This is a genomic window from Sanguibacter sp. HDW7 (genome assembly GCF_011300875.1).
GTDB lineage: Bacteria > Actinomycetota > Actinomycetes > Actinomycetales > Cellulomonadaceae > Flavimobilis.
The window spans coordinates 856,680-871,602 of record NZ_CP049862.1; the positions used below are offsets into that span (position 1 = coordinate 856,680).

Here is a 14,923-nt window from a genome sequence, read left to right on the forward strand (position 1 = left end):
TCAGTCGTCCTCCCCACGCGTGAGGAGGAACGTTGCGAGACGCACGTCGGTCGGGGTCGTCACCTTGATGTTGCGGTCCGAGCCGTCGATGAAGCGGACGTCGTGGCCCGCGACGGCGACGAGCGTCGCGTCCTCGGTGAAGAGACGGTCCTCGCGGAGGGCGAACGCGTGCGCGTCCTCGAGGTCGGCCTTCGAGAACTTCTGCGGGAGCTGGACGTTGCGGAGAGTCGAGCGTTCGAGGTAGCCCGTGACCTTGCGCGACGCGGGGTCGACCGGAGCGACGGTGAAGGGGATCTCGAGCATGAGCGAGACGTTGCGGTGCTCGGAGGCGACGAGGCGCGCGAAGTCGCTGGTCTCCACGAGCGGGCGGGCCGACTCGTGGACGACGACGTCGTCGTTCGTCACGTGCGCGAGCATGCGTGCGACGGACTCGTGACGGCTGGCGCCGGCCTCGACGTACGTCACCGGGGTCTTCACCGCGTAGTCGGTGACGATCTTCTCGACGTCCTCGCGCCACCCCTCGGGGTAGTTGAGGACGATCTGGTCGATCTCGGGGACCGCGTCGGCAGCGATGAGCGAGTAGACGAGGATCGGGATGCCGTTCACCTTGATCAGCTGCTTGGGCTGGTCGGCTGCGACGCGCGTCCCCACACCCCCGTTCAGCAGGAGCAGTGAGTACACAGGAGTTCCTCCGGCGGAGTCTGGTGCCGCCTGCACAGTGCGGGGCGGGCGGTGGTGGTCGCGGGCGTGGGCCGCGCCCGCCGAGTCTAGCCGTCAGGTCGGGACGCCGCGGTCCTGGCTCGGCGCGTGCACGGAATCTCTACGGGAGGCGTGTCACGAGGCCCGGGCGGGGTCGGGTCCAGGGCTATAGTGGCTCGAGGTACGAGGGCATCCGTGGCTCTCGTCGACCCCCCGTTCCCTCGTCCAGATGGGTGCAGACGCACGTGACCGCGACCCCGTCCACGACGCCCTCCGAGGGCGCGGGCGCTGCGCCCGCGACGCCCGCGGCGCCGCGTCCTCCCGAGCCGATCGAGCGTGCCTTCGACCCCCGCTGGGTCGAGGAGACCGTCGCAGCGAACACACTTCGACCGATGGGCGTCCTGCCTCCGCTCGGCGACTACGTGCGCGAGCTGTGGCAGCGTCGCTCGTTCATCCGGGTGCTCTCGCAGTCGCAGGCCTACGCGCGCAACCAGAGCACGTTCCTCGGCCAGGCGTGGTCGATCATCACGCCGATCCTCAACGCCGCCGTCTACGTCCTCATCTTCGGCGTCATCCTCTCGGTCGCGCGTGAGGGCATCGAGAACACCCCGGCGTTCATCGTCGTGGGGACGTTCATCTTCCGGTTCTTCGAGACCTCGATCATGTCGGGCTCGAAGTCGATCAAGAACAAGCGCAACCTCGTGCGCTCCGTGCACTTCCCTCGTGCGGTCCTGCCGATCTCGGCGGTCCTCACGGAGCTGCGCGTCCTCGTGCCGTCGCTCGTCGTCATGTGCGCCATCGCGTGGGCCACGGGTTTCATGCCCGGGAACGGCGACGTGCCCGTGACGTGGCGGTGGCTGCTGCTGATCCCCGCGGTGGCGCTGCTGTGGATCTTCAGCACCGGCACGGGATTCATCGTCGCCGCGTGGACCGCGATCACGCCGGACGTCGAGAACGTCCTGCCGTTCGTCCTGCGGCTGCTCATGTACGGATCGGGCGTGATCTTCAGCCTCGAGGCGTTCGTGTCGCAGCACTCGTGGGGCGTCCTGCTCGAGTATCAGCCGGTCGCCGTCTACCTCTACCTCGCGAGGTCGGCGGTCCTCCAGGAGCCGGCATTCCCGCCGGACCCCACGATGTGGCTCTTCGGGGCGGGCTGGGCCGTGCTCACGTTCGTCATCGGGTTCCTCATCTTCTGGCGCGGTGAGGAGAGGTACGGACGTGACTGACGCGCAGGACAACGAGATCGACTTCGAGATCGATCCGGAGGACCTCGAGGGCGGGCCGGTCATCGCTCACGAGCTCGGCAAGCCGTCGCTCCTCGTCGACGACCTCCACATCACCTATCGCGTCTTCGGGGCGAGCAAGGTCGGCGGCCCCGTCAAGGAGGGCCGCCGGTCGCTCCTCCCGCGGCGCCTGCGGCGTCACGGGTCGGCGATCCGGGACGTCAAGGCGCTGCGCGGCATCTCGTTCGTCGCGCACCACGGCGAGTCGATCGGCATCGTCGGTGTCAACGGTTCGGGCAAGAGCACGCTGCTGCGCGCGGTCGCGGGCCTGGTCCCGCCGTCGGGCGGGGCGGTCTACGTCGCGGGACAGCCGGCGTTGCTCGGTGTCAACGCGGTGCTCATGGGTGAGCTCACGGGCGAGCGAAACATCGTCATCGGTGGTCTGGCGCTGGGGCTCACGCTCAAGGAGGTCGAGGAGCGCTACGACGAAATCGTCGACTTCGCGGAGATCGGCGACTTCGTCAACCTGCCGATGCAGGCGTACTCGTCGGGCATGGCGGCGCGCCTGCGCTTCGCGATCTCGGCGTCCGCGATCCCGGACATCCTCATGATCGACGAGGCCCTCGCGACCGGTGACGCGACGTTCCGGCAGAAGAGCAAGGCGCGCATCGACGAGGTGCGCGAGGCGGCAGGGACGGTGTTCCTCGTGAGCCACTCGATCGCGACGATCGAGTCGATCTGTTCGCGCATCCTGTGGGTCCACGAGGGTCGTCTCGTCATGGATGGTCCCGTCGACGTCGTCGCGAAGGCGTACAAGGCGTTCGTCCGCGAGAACAAGCAGTACCGGGCCGACCTCGCCGTCGCGACGGGCTGAGGTGGACAGGACGGAGATGGGGATCAGGGAGAAGATCGCGGGTCATATGTCGGTGACCGCGCGCCTGCGTGCGTCGCAGGTCGCGCACGGCCAGCTCGGCTGGCAGAGGGCGCTGACGTCCGGGGTCCGCTCCGCCCTTGCGGGCACCGTCCCTGAGGGGGCGCAGGCGGTCGGCCCCGCGACGCGGCCGCTCCTCGGCGAGGTCGTCACGAGCTTCGACTCGTGGGACGTGCGTCGGGGGACGCTCGCCGCGGTGGTCGCCGTGCTGAGGGCCGCCGACGTCCCGTACGTCCTGCTCGGCACCCGTCCGGAGCTTGTCGTCGTGCGCGCGGGAGAAGCCGAGCGGGCACGCGCCGCTCTCGCCGGTCTCGACTCACCCGGGTGGACTGTGCGCACGCCCGGACGCTCGCGCGACGCACGGCTGCGGCGTCACCTGCGCGCGCCCCTGCGCCCGACGCAGCGCCTCTTCCGGACGCTCGTCGCGGACGACGGCACCGTGCTCGGCGGGCCTGCTGAGGGCGTCGTCCTCGAGGTGTGGACGCATTCCACCGACGCGGTGACCTACGACCCCGCCCTCGGGCCCCTCGCCCCCGGGACGCTCGTCGCCCCCAGCTATAACGGCACCGCGTCGCACCTGTCGCCCGGGATCTGGGAGCGCGCACGGGGCACGGCCGAGCACCGTGTCGTCACGGCATCGCGCCTCGACGAGGTGCGGGAGCCGATCGACGTCGTCTACACGTGGGTCGACGGCACGGACGAGGAGTGGCAGGCGCAGCGGAAGGCTGCGGAGGAGTCGCTCGCACCGGGGGCGGTCAACCCGAACGCGCTCGCACCCTCGAGGTTCCTCGGCCATGACGAGCTGCGGTTCTCGATGCGGTCGATCGAGATGTACGCGAGCTGGGTGCGGCACATCCACGTCGTGACGAACCGGCAGGTTCCGCACTGGCTCGACACCTCGAACCCGCGCGTGTCGGTCGTGCGGCACGACGAGATCTTCGCGGACACGTCGGCGCTGCCGGTGTTCAACTCGCACGCGATCGAGTCCCAGCTTCACCGGGTCCCGGGACTCTCGGACCGCTACCTCTACCTCAACGACGACGTCTTCTTCGGCCGGCCCGTCGCGCCGGAGCTGTTCTTCGAGGGCAACGGGATCTCGCGGTTCTTCCTCTCGGAGGCGCTCCTCGGCCTCGACCCACCGTCGGTCGGTGACCTTCCGGTGATGTCGGCCGCGAAGCGCAACCGGGCGCTCATCGAGCAGATGACGGGGCGCACGGTGACGCGCAAGGTCAAGCACACACCGCACCCGCAGCAGCGGGCCGTGCTCGAGGACCTCGAGCGCGAGCATCCCGAGGTGTTCGCGCATCTCGCCCGGTCGCGGTTCCGGGACCCGGCGGACCACTCGGTCGCCGCGGTGCTCCACCACTGGTACGCGTACGTCACGGGTCGCGCTGTCGAGGGTCGGATCGTCTACGACTACCTCGACCTCGCGAACGAGGACGCCGTGCTCACGCTCAACCGGATCGCGCGGTCGCGGGCTTTCGACGTGTTCTGCCTCAACGAGTCGGACGTGCCGAGCGGCGTTCGCGAGGACCGGTCGCAGATGATCCACGACATGCTCGCGGCGTACTTCCCGCTGCGCTCGTCGTTCGAGCTACCCGGACGCTGAGCCGACCCCGGTCACGAGGGGGCGCTGCGCCTGCCCAGGCCTCAGCGGGGACGGATCGCGTCACGCACGCGGCGGAGGAGGCTTCCTCCTCGGCTCGTGCGCGCTGTGATGTGAGGCATCGAGCCCGTGTCGGGACCGCGCTCGTCGTCCACGGTGAGCGCCCAGAACTCCTCGGACCTCGTCACCGTCGAGGCGTCCGGCTTGTAGTAGGGCTTGGTGAGGGAGAGATGTGGGCGCTCCCACGCGATGTCGCGGCGCAGGACGCGCGCCGGCATGCCGGCGGCGATCGCGTTGTTGGGTACGCGGCCGGTGACGAGCGCGCGGTATCCGATGACCGACCCGGAGCCGATGCGGGCACCGCCGAGGGCGACGGCCTCACGGGCCATCCAGACGTGGGACCCGATCGAGATGTCGCGGGCAGGGTTGACCCGCAACCCTGTGCGGACGTCGAAGATGGGGTGGGCGTCGTCGCTGCGCAGCTGGTTGCCGCTCGCGAACATCACGTCGTCGCCGATGGTCACGGAGGCTCCCTCGACCGCGGACACGAGAAGGACGGAGGTCGTCGAGACGCCGTCCCCGAAGGTCACGGTCGAGTCCTGGCCGACGCGGATCGACGTCTCGATCGCACGGCCGCGGCTCGTACCCAGTCGTGCGGTGCCGTCGTTGGCGTCGAACCGGACGCTCAGGCGCTTGAAGCGTGCGGAGTCGTCGACGACGAGCGTGTTGCGTTCCCCGACGAAGAGGATGTCGATCCGAGCCTCCGGATGCTGTCCCGCGTAGAGGATCCGGTTCCCGCGATCGTCCTCGTAGGGCTCGAGCTTCCTCACTGTCGTCATGGCCGCTGATCATACGCGCCGTCCTCTGCGAGCTGGATGCCCGTCTGGCGTCCGTACGACGCGGTGGAGCCGTTCGACTAGACTCGGGTCGGTGCGTCCGGGGCGGCCCCGGCGACAGCCCGGGGGAGTCTCAAGTGACGATGCAGACCAGCAGCGTGGACAGTACTGGTGCAGCGGCGGGAGACCTCGTCGTCGTCATCGTCCTCGACGGAGGGACGGCCGGGGATGCGCGCCTTGCCCGGTCGCTGGTCGGCCAGACCGGGTCGCTGGAGGGGATCTCCGTCGTCGCCGTCGTCACGGAAGGATCCGCGGACGCCTCAGCGCCGGTCCTCGAGATGCTGCGCGGCGGACCGCTGCCCTGCGTCGTCGTCGAAGCCTCGGCCGGGCCGCTCGCGGCACGCAACGCAGCGCTCGACGCGCTTGCAGAGCGTGAGGCGGCGGCCGGCTGGGTCATCTTCCCGGACTGCCAGGACGAGTTCGCACCCGAGGCTCTCGCCGCGCTGCGGTCTGCGGTGTCGCGGTCGACGGCCGCTGCCGCGCTCGTCCGCCCGGGCAAGGTCCACGCGTCCGGCGTCGTCGGCGACCCGTCGCGCGAGATCGGCCCGTTTGCGGCACAGAGCGACCTCGTGGACCTCGAGGTGAGGGCGGAGCCCGTCGCGTCCTCGCTGCGGCGCGTCGCTCTGCGGACCGATGTCACGGGCGAACTGCGGTTCGACGAACGTCTTGCTGCGGGCTTCGCCGACCAGGCGTTCTTCGTGCGGTACATGCTCGCGGCCCGCGACCGTACGATCACGCTCGTGCGCGGCGCGGCGCAGGTGCGATCGTCGAGAGTCACGGTGCCGGACCTGCGGGCAAGGTTCGCCCAGCCTGCGGCGTTCACGACGGTGCTGCGTGAAGGACATCTGGCGACGCTCGCCGCAGCGGCGGGGACCTCGGGGGCAGCGCCCGTGTGGGTGCAGCAGCTCGTCCTGCACGACCTCAGTCTCTACCTCGTCTCGGACGAGAGCCTCTCGCCGAACATGAACGCTGAGATGCACCATGTCGCGGACGAGTTCCACGGGCTCGTCGAGCAGATCGTCGCGGCGACCGACGATCACGTGCTCGACTCGCTCGAGCCGAAGACCTTCACGCTCGACCGCCGGATCGCGCTGCGGCGCGGGTACCGCGGCGAACGCTGGTCGGAGTCTCCGGTCGTCCTCGAGGCGATCGATCGGAGGCGCCACCTCGTGCGTCTTGCGTACCGCTACACGGGCGAGGCGCCGGTCGAGGAGCTCCTGCTCGACGGTGTCGTCGGTATGCCGGTCCATGCGAAGACGCGCGTCGTCGTCTACGCGGGCAGGGTGCTCCTGCGCGAGCGCATCGTCTGGGTGAGCTCGGAGTCCGCGATCGTCGTGCGGCTCGACGGCCGCGACGTCCCCGTCTCGCGTGCTCGGGCGCCGTTCACGCGGACGGTGTGGGAGCCCGCAGCGACGCAGCGGGCGTTCGCCGGTTCGCGTCAGCCTCGGCGCGACGTCGCTGTCGGCGACGTGCTGCGACGCCTTCTGACACCGGGCTGGTGGGGTGCCCGGCTCGTGCGGACGTTGGCCCGGACGGGGCCCGCGCGTCGCCGCTACGGGGGGTCGTGGGTGCTCATCGACCGTGTCGATGCGGCGCACGACAACGCCGAGCACCTCTTCAAGCACCTGCTGCGGGAACGTCCGGATGTGCGGGCATGGTTTGCGCTCGAGCGCGGCAGCGCGGACTGGAAGCGGCTCAAGTCCGAGGGGACGAAGAGTCTTCTCGCCTACGGATCCGTCCGGTGGAAGCTCGTGTGCATGAACGCGAGCCACGTCGTGTCGTCGCAGGCGGGTCCTTACGTCTACAACCCCGCAGCGCTGCGGCCGGTGGGGACGCCGTCGTGGCGATTCGTCTTCCTCCAGCACGGGGTCATCGCGACAGATCTCTCGCGGTGGCTCAACCGACGCGCCTTCGACCTGTTCCTCACGTCGACCTACGACGAGTTTGCGTCGATCGCGGGGGAGGGTTCCATGTACCGGTTCACGACCCGCGAGATCGCGCTCACCGGGCTGCCACGGCACGACCGGCTCTTCCGGCTGGATCGTGAGGCGACGCCCGGGACGCGGCGTCGGATCCTCGTCCTCCCGACGTGGCGGGAGTACCTGCTCGGCAGGCTGCGACCTGACGGGACGCGCGAGCTGCTGGACGACTTCGCCACGACGCGGTACGCGACTGCGTGGCATGAGCTTCTTGCGGACCCGCGTCTGCGTGAGCTGGCACGGCAGCACGACGCGAGCATCGCGTTCATGCCTCACCCGAACATCCAGCCGTACCTCGACCAGCTCGACCTGCCCGCGGACGTCGAGGTCCTCACGTACGGCGGGAACGACATCCAGGAGGTGCTCGTCTCGGCGCAGGTCGTCGTGACGGACCTGTCGTCGATCGTCTTCGACGCGGCCTACATCGGCAGGCCCGTCGTCTACTACCAGTTCGACCGCGACGAGGTCTTCGGTGGGTCGCACACAGTCCGGCAGGGGTACTTCTCGTACACGGACGACGGCTTCGGCCCTGTGGTGACGACTCTCGACGCGGCGATCGAGTCGGTCGCCGAGATCGCGGCGAGCGGCTTCGTCGGCTCCGAGGAGCACCGGGCGCGCATGGAGGCCGCCTTCCCCGCGCGGGACGAGCACTCGTGCGAGCGGGTCATCTTGGCGATCGAGCGCATCGACGTCGTCGAGCCCCCGGGCACGCACGTCACGGCTCCGGACGCTCGACCCAACAGGCCGACGCCGGTGGCTTGACCAGCACCTCGACACCTCACAGAGACGACGCTCGGGGACCGATGTGAAGCACGAGCCGAGCCCGACCGACGCGCCCGATCCGACACGAACCCCCGTGGCTCACCCTCGTCGTGGCAGCCTTTGAGGTCGAGCAGTACCTGCCGGACTTCATCGCCTCGATCGAGGCACAGGGTGACTCGCTGCAGGGTGTTGAGATCGTCGCTGTCGACGGCGGCGCCCTCGACGGGTCGGGGGAGATCCTCGACGAGGGGGCGGCGCGTCGACCCGACCTCGCGCGGGTGGTGCACCAGGAGAACGGTGGCGTCTCCAGGTCCCGCAGCGCGGGCATCGCACTCGCGACAGGCGAGTTTCTGTACTCTCCGGACCCGGACGACATGCTGGCCCCGGGGTATGCCGTGGCGGTCCGGCGTGCGCTGGACAGGGACCCTGTTGTTGACGTGGCGATCACGATCATCGTCTTCTACAAGGAGGCGGCGAAGAGCCTCAGCGACACCCATCCGTTGAGGCTCAGGTTCGATCGTGGCGACGTCGTCGTCGACCTGGATCGCTTCCCCGACTACTTCCACCTTTCGACCAATGCGACGTTCATGAGTAGCTCACGCTTCGTCGAACACGGACTTACCTACGTCCCGAGGGTCGTGCCGCACTTCGAGGACGGCCGCCTGGTGTCCCGCCTTGTGCTGCGCGGGCAGACGCAGATGGTGGCAGTCGTGGCTTCAGCCGAGCCCCGCCACCGCAAGCGGGGGCGCGGTGACTCGTTGGTCGATGTCGCGGCGAGCAAACTGGAGAGGTACATCGACCTGCTGCGGTACGGTCACCTCGGGCACCCTTGAGCACGCCCGCGAGGCGTTCGGGACGGTACCTGCCTGGCTCCGGACGATGGTCACCTATGAGCTCAACGCGGTCCTGCGTGCCGGCGCGTCGCTCTTCGGCGCGACGGCGGCCAGCCTCGGTGTGGCTGACGAGTTCCACATGCTCATGCGTGAGATCGTCACCTACCTCGACGCCGATCGAGACGAGGAGTTCGGCCTGACGAGAGTGTCGCCAAGGACGCGCGTTGCGCTTGCACACGAGTTTCGGGGGCTCGTGGCGGTCGCCGGTCTATGTCGACCGCCTCGACTCGGGTGAGCGCGTCGTTCGGGTCGTCTACTGGTATGGCGGTGACGAGCCTCTCGAGGAGATCGTCACGAAGGGCGAGGCCACTTGCGACTCGACGGCGACGCGGCGTGTCGTCACGTCCGCGGAGCGACCGGTGCTGAACCAGCGCATCCTCTGGCTGTCAATGTCGCGGACCTTTGAGATCCGGCTCGATGGCGAGCGGGTCGCTCTCGCGCAGGGGCGCTACGGGCGGATGATTCGGCATGCCCGCGCGGCCGGCTTCGATCGCATGTTCAGGAATACCCCGAGATACCGCTCGGCGGCAGCGATGCGTGCGCGTCTCGGGGCACGTGTCGACGGCTGGTGGGACGAACGCGTCGCAAAGGACGCACGGGAACGTCGACACGTTCGACGCGAGAAGAGCCTCGCCGCGTCGAGGCTCGTGCATCGGTACTTCGCTCACGCCTGGGTGCTCATGGACCGTGACTACAACTCGTGGGACAACGCTGATCACATCTTCCGCTATCTGCGCGAGCGCGAGCGTGAGGTCAACGGTTGGTTCGTTGTGCGCAAGGGCACTGCAGACTGGGACCGCCAGCGTGCCGACGGCTACCGGAGGATCGTCCCGTACGGTTCTCTGCTCTGGAAGCTGCTCGTGCTCGACGCGACGTTCACCGTTTCGTCGCACGGTGACGGGTACCTCTGTCCGCCGCTGGAGATGAGCCGCTACGGCAAGCCGCAATGGTCGTCAGTCTTCCTGCAGCACGGTGCGATTCACACCGACATCTCGCGCTGACTCAACTCCAAGCCCATCCGCCCCTTCGTCACGACGACGAAGCCGGAGCACCAGTACATCTCCGGTGACGAGAGCCCGTTCGTGTTCACCCGTCGGGAGACCGGGCGTGCGGGACTTGCGCGGCACGACCGGCTGACGTCGGTTGCGGGGACGACGGAGCGTGACGCGATCGTCATCGTACCGACGTGGCGCCAGTTCCTGCTCGGAAAGGTTGTCTCGTCGACGAACGAGAAGTAGCTCCTCCCGGACTTCCACGAGACCGAGTACGTGCGTTCGTGGCGGGCCGTCCTCGCGGACCCACGACTGAGGGCGGTCGCCGAGGAACAGGGGCTGCGGATCGTCTTCATGCCGCGCCCGAACCTCATGCCGTATCTGGAGGCCTGGGAGCCTGATCCGTGCGTCGAGGTGCTCTCGTACTCGACGGCTGACCTCCAGACCGGGCTGGCGAGCGCTGGCGTGACGTGACTGACTACTCGTCAGTTATGTTTGGCGGTGCCGCGATCCGACGGCCGGTCGTCTGCTTCCAGCTCGACCGCGACGAGATGATCGGCGGCGGGCACACCACCCGGCCCGGCTGTTTCGACTACGCCCAGGATGGGTTCGGCCCCGTGGCGCGCTCGGTGGATGCGGTTGTCGACGACATCCTCGACGTCGTGGACGCGGGCGGTGACCTTGCCGAGCCGTACGCGATCCGCGTCGAGGCGACGCTGGACCGCCTCGACGGCGAGAACTGCGCCCGGACGGTCACCGCGATCAAGGCTGTCGAGAAGAAGGTGCGTTGGGTCTGACGGTCGCTGTCGCTGTTCGCACGTCGAAGGCCCCGGTCCATCGACCGGGGCCTTCGACGCGCGAACAGCGACAGTGCTTCAGCCGCGGGGCTCGATCGACCTGATCCACGCACCCGGCAGACCGAGCGTGGTTCGGAAGGTGTCGGCCTTGGCCGTCCAGGTCGAGGTCCGGCCTGTCGAGGAGGTGGCACGCAGGGACTTCGCCTGGTCGCTCGAGTAGCGGGCGACCACCTCGATCGTCACGACGTCGGGCAGCCCGAAGAGGGACGATGCACGGGCCTGGGTGAGCTGCACCGTGCGCGGGTTCGCCTTGTTGGAGGACCACAGGGCGAACGAGTTGCCGGGCGCGGTCAGGCTGAACCGGTCGTCGACCGAGCGGATGTAGGAGACCTTGCCTGACCAGACGTCCTCGCTGTTCGCGGAGCGGCCCCCGGTCGACGACGAGTAGTAGGTGACGGCGACCCGGTCACCGTCGAGAACGACGCGGCCCTTCGATCTCGACGTGGTGACGTTGTCGACCGCGGCCTTCCAGCGCTTGCCCCACTGTTGGTCAGCGCCCTCGCCCTCCTTCTTCCAGCCGACGAAGTTCTGGTCGCGGGTCGAGTCGACGACGTTGCAGTCGCACGAGGGGCGTCGCACGCCCTGCGGCGCCGCGTCCGTCACACCCATGAGGCCGAGCGCATAGCTGCGTCCGGCGACGGCCTGCGCCTCGAGCGCGGCGGTCGACCAGCTCGACGGCATCTCGCCGAGCCCGTAGAGGTACTCGTCGGCGAAGCGCAGCTCGTTGACGATGTTGAGCCTGCCGTCGATGACGGTGACCTTCATCCGGCCGTGCCGGTAGAGACCGTGGGTCGCGGCGCCGCCGTCGGTCCGCGTGAGGCGGGCGACGGTGTCCGGGCCGGTCTTCCCGAGGTAGAACTCGGTCCCGGACCAGTGCAGCCGCAGGACGCCGCGCCGGTCGGCGGGCTTCGGGTACTCGACGCCGGCGATGGTGATGACGGGCTCTCCGTCGACGACGCTGAGCGTGCCGGTCATGTCTTTGGAGAGCCCTGCGCGGGCGTCGAAGCCGGTGCCGTCGGCGCGCTCGCCGCGGACCCGCCACGTACCTCGGTCGATGCTGAAGACGGTCTGGGCAGGGTCGCTCCCGCCGTAGACCTGCACTGCGACGTCCTTCGGCAGTGTGTGGTCGGCGACCTTCGTGCCAGTGAAGTAGTGCTCGAGGATCTGGGTCGACGTCCACCCCTCGCGCGCCATCTGGTAGGCCCCGTACTGCGAGAGGCCGAGTCCGTGGCCGTAGCCCGAGCCGTCGATCGTGAACGCTGCCGGGATCGGGTCAGACGTACCGTTGCCGGGTGTGCCGTTCTCCGGCGCGCCGTTGTTGCCCGACCCGTCGCTGCCCGACCCGTCGTTGGGCGGCGGTGGCGCGGTGACGCGCGGCTTCACGGTGACCTTGCGGACGGTCGAGACCGTCTTCCCGCTCGTCGTGATGAAGCGGTAGCTCGTCGTGACCTTGGGGGAGACGCGGTAGGTGAAGTTGCCCGTGCTCGACGGGGCGAGAGTGCGCAGCGTGCGCCAGGGGCCCGACGTCGAGGACTGGACCCGCAGGTAGCAGCACGTCACAGGAACGCCGTTCGAGCGGTACGCGCTCGTGAGCGTCACCGACGTGCCCTCGGTGATGGTGGAGGCAGACGCCTTCGACGAGACGGTGACACCGCTCGTCACCTTCGACACGGTGACGGTACGCACGGGGGAGACGGTCTTGCCGGACGTCGTCGTCCACCGGTACTGCGTCGTTCGTGCGGGGGTGACGACTGCGGTGAGTGCACCCTTCGAGGAAGGGCGCACGGTCCGGACGGTCGACCAAGCACCCGTCGTGCGCTGCTGGAGGCGCACGGAGTAGCGGCTGATGGGCTTCGTGCCCTCGCGGTAGTAGCCCCTGATCGTCACCTTCGTGCCCGGCTTGGCCTTCGTGGCGCTCACCGACGACGTGAGCGTGACCTTCGAGGTGGCCGCGGTCGGCGTGCGCACGGTGACCTTGCGGGTGGGGGAGACGGTCCGCCCGCTCGTCGTGACGAACCGGTAGCTCGTCGTCACGCTGGGGGTGACGGTGCGGCTCACCTTGCCCTTGACGGGCTTGAGCGTCGCAACCGTGCGCCAGTCCCCGGTCGTGCGCTGCTGGAGCCGCAGGGAGCAGCACGTCACGGCCTTCCCGCCCTGCCGGTAGCTCGCGCTCACGATGACCTTCGAACCCTTCGTCACGGACGCACGGCTCACCGTCGAGGAGATCGTCGTCTTGCCGGGTGCGGCATTCGCAGCGGGGGCGGTGGCGACGGCGAGCGTCGGCACCGCGAGGAGGAGCGCGAGGAGCGGTGCGGCCCAGGAGCGACGACGATGGCGAAGGTGGGTGCGGTCGAGCATGACGGCAAGTCTGCCCTACCACGCCGATGGAATAAAGACCGGCGTTCAATCCCACGTGTCTCAGGAGTCACCCCGGAAACGCCTCGTGCTCCCGAGCCGTCGGACGGCGCGACGGTGACCGAGCCGAACGCCGGGGCGGTGCGGGATATCCTTGCGGGGTCCTCCTCCGCCCGACCCAGGGAGCCCCATGTCCTCGTTCGACGAGGTGCCCGGCCAGTACAAGGTGCGTTCGCTCGCCCTCGCCGAGGCCGGTCGCCACCAGATCCGCCTCGCCGAGCACGAGATGCCCGGGCTCATGGCGTTGCGCGCCGAGTACGCCGACTCCCAGCCGCTGCACGGCGCCCGCGTCGCAGGCTCGCTCCACATGACCGTCCAGACCGCCGTCCTCATCGAGACCCTCGTCGCGCTCGGCGCCGAGGTCCGCTGGGCGTCGTGCAACATCTTCTCGACGCAGGACGAGGCCGCGGCCGCGATCGCCGTCGGCGCAGGCACGCCCGACGCCCCCGCGGGCGTCCCCGTCTTCGCGTGGAAGGGCGAGTCCCTCGAGGAGTACTGGGACTGCACCGAGCAGATCATGCTGTGGCCCACGGCCGACGGCGGCGTCCAGGGCCCCAACATGATCCTCGACGACGGCGGCGACGCGACGATGCTCGTCCACCTCGGCCTCGCCGCCGAGAAGGCCGGCGCCGTCGAGGCCGACACGGCCGACGGCGACCTCGACCACTCCGACGAGATGAACGTCGTCCGCGCCGTCCTGCGTCGCGGCCTCGCGACCGACCCCGAGCGCTGGACCGGCATCGCCCCCGGCGTCCTCGGCGTCACCGAGGAGACGACGACCGGCGTGCACCGCCTCTACCAGCTCGCCGAGACGGGCGAGCTGCTCTTCCCCGCGATCAACGTCAACGACTCCGTGACGAAGTCGAAGTTCGACAACAAGTACGGCATCCGCCACTCGCTGCCCGACGGCATCAACCGCGCGACCGACGTCCTCATGGGCGGCAAGGTCGCGTTCGTCGCCGGCTACGGCGACGTCGGCAAGGGCGCCGCAGAGGCCTTCCGCGGCCAGGGCGCGCGTGTCATCGTCTCCGAGGTCGACCCCATCTGCGCGCTCCAGGCCGCGATGGACGGCTTCCAGGTCGCCCGCATCGAGGACGTCCTCGGCACCGCCGACTTCTTCATCACGACGACCGGCAACTTCGGCGTCGTCACGGCCGACCACATGACGCGCATGAAGGACAAGGCCGTCGTCGGCAACATCGGCCACTTCGACAACGAGATCGACATGGCCGGCCTCGCCAAGGTCCCGGGCGTCACGCGCACCGAGATCAAGCCGCAGGTCCACGAGTGGACGTTCCCCGACGGCCGCTCGATCATCGTCCTGTCCGAGGGGCGCCTGCTCAACCTCGGCAACGCGACCGGCCACCCGTCGTTCGTCATGTCGAACTCGTTCGCCAACCAGACGATCGCTCAGGTCGAGATCTTCACGAAGGCCGGCACGCCCGAGGCCTACGCGACGGACGTCCACCGCCTGCCCAAGGTGCTCGACGAGAAGGTCGCGCGCCTCCACCTCGACGCGCTCGGCGTCCGCCTCACGGAGCTGAGCCCCGCGCAGTCCGACTACATCGGCGTGCCTGTCGAGGGCCCGTACAAGCCGGAGCACTACCGGTACTGACGCGGGACTCCCGAATGCCGATGGCCGCCGTCCCCTCCGGGGGGCGGTGGCCATC

Annotated in this window: 14 protein-coding genes; 11 read left to right on the forward strand and 3 right to left on the reverse strand. The window is 69.3% G+C overall.

What is annotated here, in order from left to right; translation table 11 throughout:
- Entirely contained in the window at positions 1–681 is a 681-nt protein-coding gene (locus G7063_RS03905) for a 2-C-methyl-D-erythritol 4-phosphate cytidylyltransferase (protein WP_166413223.1), read from the reverse strand.
- 263 nt (positions 682–944) lie between these two features.
- On the opposite strand from G7063_RS03905, the gene G7063_RS03910 reads away from it, so the two are divergent.
- The 3 genes from G7063_RS03910 to G7063_RS03920 are packed head-to-tail and all read left to right on the forward strand — an operon-like array spanning position 945 to position 4,462.
- Positions 945–1,925: an ABC transporter permease gene (locus tag G7063_RS03910; protein WP_240916178.1), complete on the forward strand. Its 981-nt coding sequence runs from the start codon at positions 945–947 to the stop codon at positions 1,923–1,925.
- Positions 1,918–2,796, forward strand: a complete 879-nt coding sequence (locus tag G7063_RS03915; protein WP_166413224.1) for an ABC transporter ATP-binding protein — start codon at positions 1,918–1,920, stop codon at positions 2,794–2,796. Before G7063_RS03910 ends, G7063_RS03915 begins: the two co-directional genes overlap by 8 nt.
- A 16-nt stretch (positions 2,797–2,812) precedes the next feature.
- Positions 2,813–4,462, forward strand: coding sequence for a stealth family protein (locus G7063_RS03920; protein ID WP_166413225.1), 1,650 nt, complete (start codon positions 2,813–2,815; stop codon positions 4,460–4,462).
- Positions 4,463–4,503: 41 nt separating this feature from the next.
- On the opposite strand, the gene G7063_RS03925 is transcribed toward G7063_RS03920, so the two are convergent.
- Entirely contained in the window at positions 4,504–5,298 is a 795-nt protein-coding gene (locus tag G7063_RS03925) for an acyltransferase (protein WP_166413226.1), read from the reverse strand.
- Between the two features lie 140 nt (positions 5,299–5,438).
- On the opposite strand from G7063_RS03925, the gene G7063_RS03930 reads away from it, so the two are divergent.
- The 7 genes from G7063_RS03930 to G7063_RS03960 all read left to right on the forward strand — a co-directional run bounded on the left by G7063_RS03930 (position 5,439) and on the right by G7063_RS03960 (position 10,778).
- Positions 5,439–8,096, forward strand: a complete 2,658-nt coding sequence (locus G7063_RS03930; RefSeq protein ID WP_240916243.1) for a CDP-glycerol glycerophosphotransferase family protein — start codon at positions 5,439–5,441, stop codon at positions 8,094–8,096.
- 110 nt (positions 8,097–8,206) lie between these two features.
- Positions 8,207–8,929 carry a glycosyltransferase gene (locus G7063_RS03935; RefSeq protein WP_166413228.1) on the forward strand — a complete coding sequence of 241 codons (723 nt, stop codon included), beginning with the start codon at positions 8,207–8,209 and terminating at the stop codon, positions 8,927–8,929.
- A gap of 46 nt (positions 8,930–8,975) precedes the next feature.
- A complete protein-coding gene (locus tag G7063_RS03940) occupies positions 8,976–9,224 on the forward strand; it encodes a hypothetical protein (protein ID WP_166413229.1) in 249 nt (82 codons plus the stop codon).
- A 124-nt stretch (positions 9,225–9,348) separates the two neighbouring features.
- A complete protein-coding gene (locus G7063_RS03945; RefSeq protein ID WP_166413230.1) occupies positions 9,349–9,990 on the forward strand; it encodes a hypothetical protein in 642 nt (213 codons plus the stop codon).
- 81 nt (positions 9,991–10,071) lie between these two features.
- Complete coding sequence (locus G7063_RS03950; protein ID WP_166413231.1) at positions 10,072–10,227, forward strand: hypothetical protein; 156 nt, start codon at positions 10,072–10,074, stop codon at positions 10,225–10,227.
- A gap of 30 nt (positions 10,228–10,257) precedes the next feature.
- A complete protein-coding gene (locus tag G7063_RS03955) occupies positions 10,258–10,455 on the forward strand; it encodes a hypothetical protein (RefSeq protein ID WP_166413232.1) in 198 nt (65 codons plus the stop codon).
- Complete coding sequence (locus G7063_RS03960; RefSeq protein ID WP_166413233.1) at positions 10,452–10,778, forward strand: CDP-glycerol glycerophosphotransferase family protein; 327 nt, start codon at positions 10,452–10,454, stop codon at positions 10,776–10,778. The genes G7063_RS03955 and G7063_RS03960 overlap by 4 nt, the downstream gene beginning before the upstream one ends.
- A gap of 78 nt (positions 10,779–10,856) precedes the next feature.
- Here the strand turns inward: G7063_RS03960 and G7063_RS03965 are convergent, their stop codons facing one another.
- Positions 10,857–13,196 carry a SpoIID/LytB domain-containing protein gene (locus G7063_RS03965; RefSeq protein ID WP_166413234.1) on the reverse strand — a complete coding sequence of 780 codons (2,340 nt, stop codon included), beginning with the start codon at positions 13,194–13,196 and terminating at the stop codon, positions 10,857–10,859.
- 187 nt (positions 13,197–13,383) lie between these two features.
- Here G7063_RS03965 and ahcY point away from each other — a divergent pair, with 187 nt between their 5' ends.
- Positions 13,384–14,868: an adenosylhomocysteinase gene (ahcY, locus tag G7063_RS03970; RefSeq protein WP_166413235.1), complete on the forward strand. Its 1,485-nt coding sequence runs from the start codon at positions 13,384–13,386 to the stop codon at positions 14,866–14,868.
- Positions 14,869–14,923: the final 55 nt, after the last annotated feature.

Coding starts and splice junctions, on each gene's coding strand:
- G7063_RS03920 (WP_166413225.1), top strand. CDS start 2,813: ATGGGGATCAGGGAGAAGATCGCGGGTCATATGTCGGTGACCGCGCGC.
- G7063_RS03925 (WP_166413226.1), bottom strand. CDS start 5,298: ATGACGACAGTGAGGAAGCTCGAGCCCTACGAGGACGATCGCGGGAAC.
- G7063_RS03930 (WP_240916243.1), top strand. CDS start 5,439: ATGCAGACCAGCAGCGTGGACAGTACTGGTGCAGCGGCGGGAGACCTC.
- G7063_RS03940 (WP_166413229.1), top strand. CDS start 8,976: ATGGTCACCTATGAGCTCAACGCGGTCCTGCGTGCCGGCGCGTCGCTC.
- G7063_RS03965 (WP_166413234.1), bottom strand. CDS start 13,196: ATGCTCGACCGCACCCACCTTCGCCATCGTCGTCGCTCCTGGGCCGCA.
- ahcY (WP_166413235.1), top strand. CDS start 13,384: ATGTCCTCGTTCGACGAGGTGCCCGGCCAGTACAAGGTGCGTTCGCTC.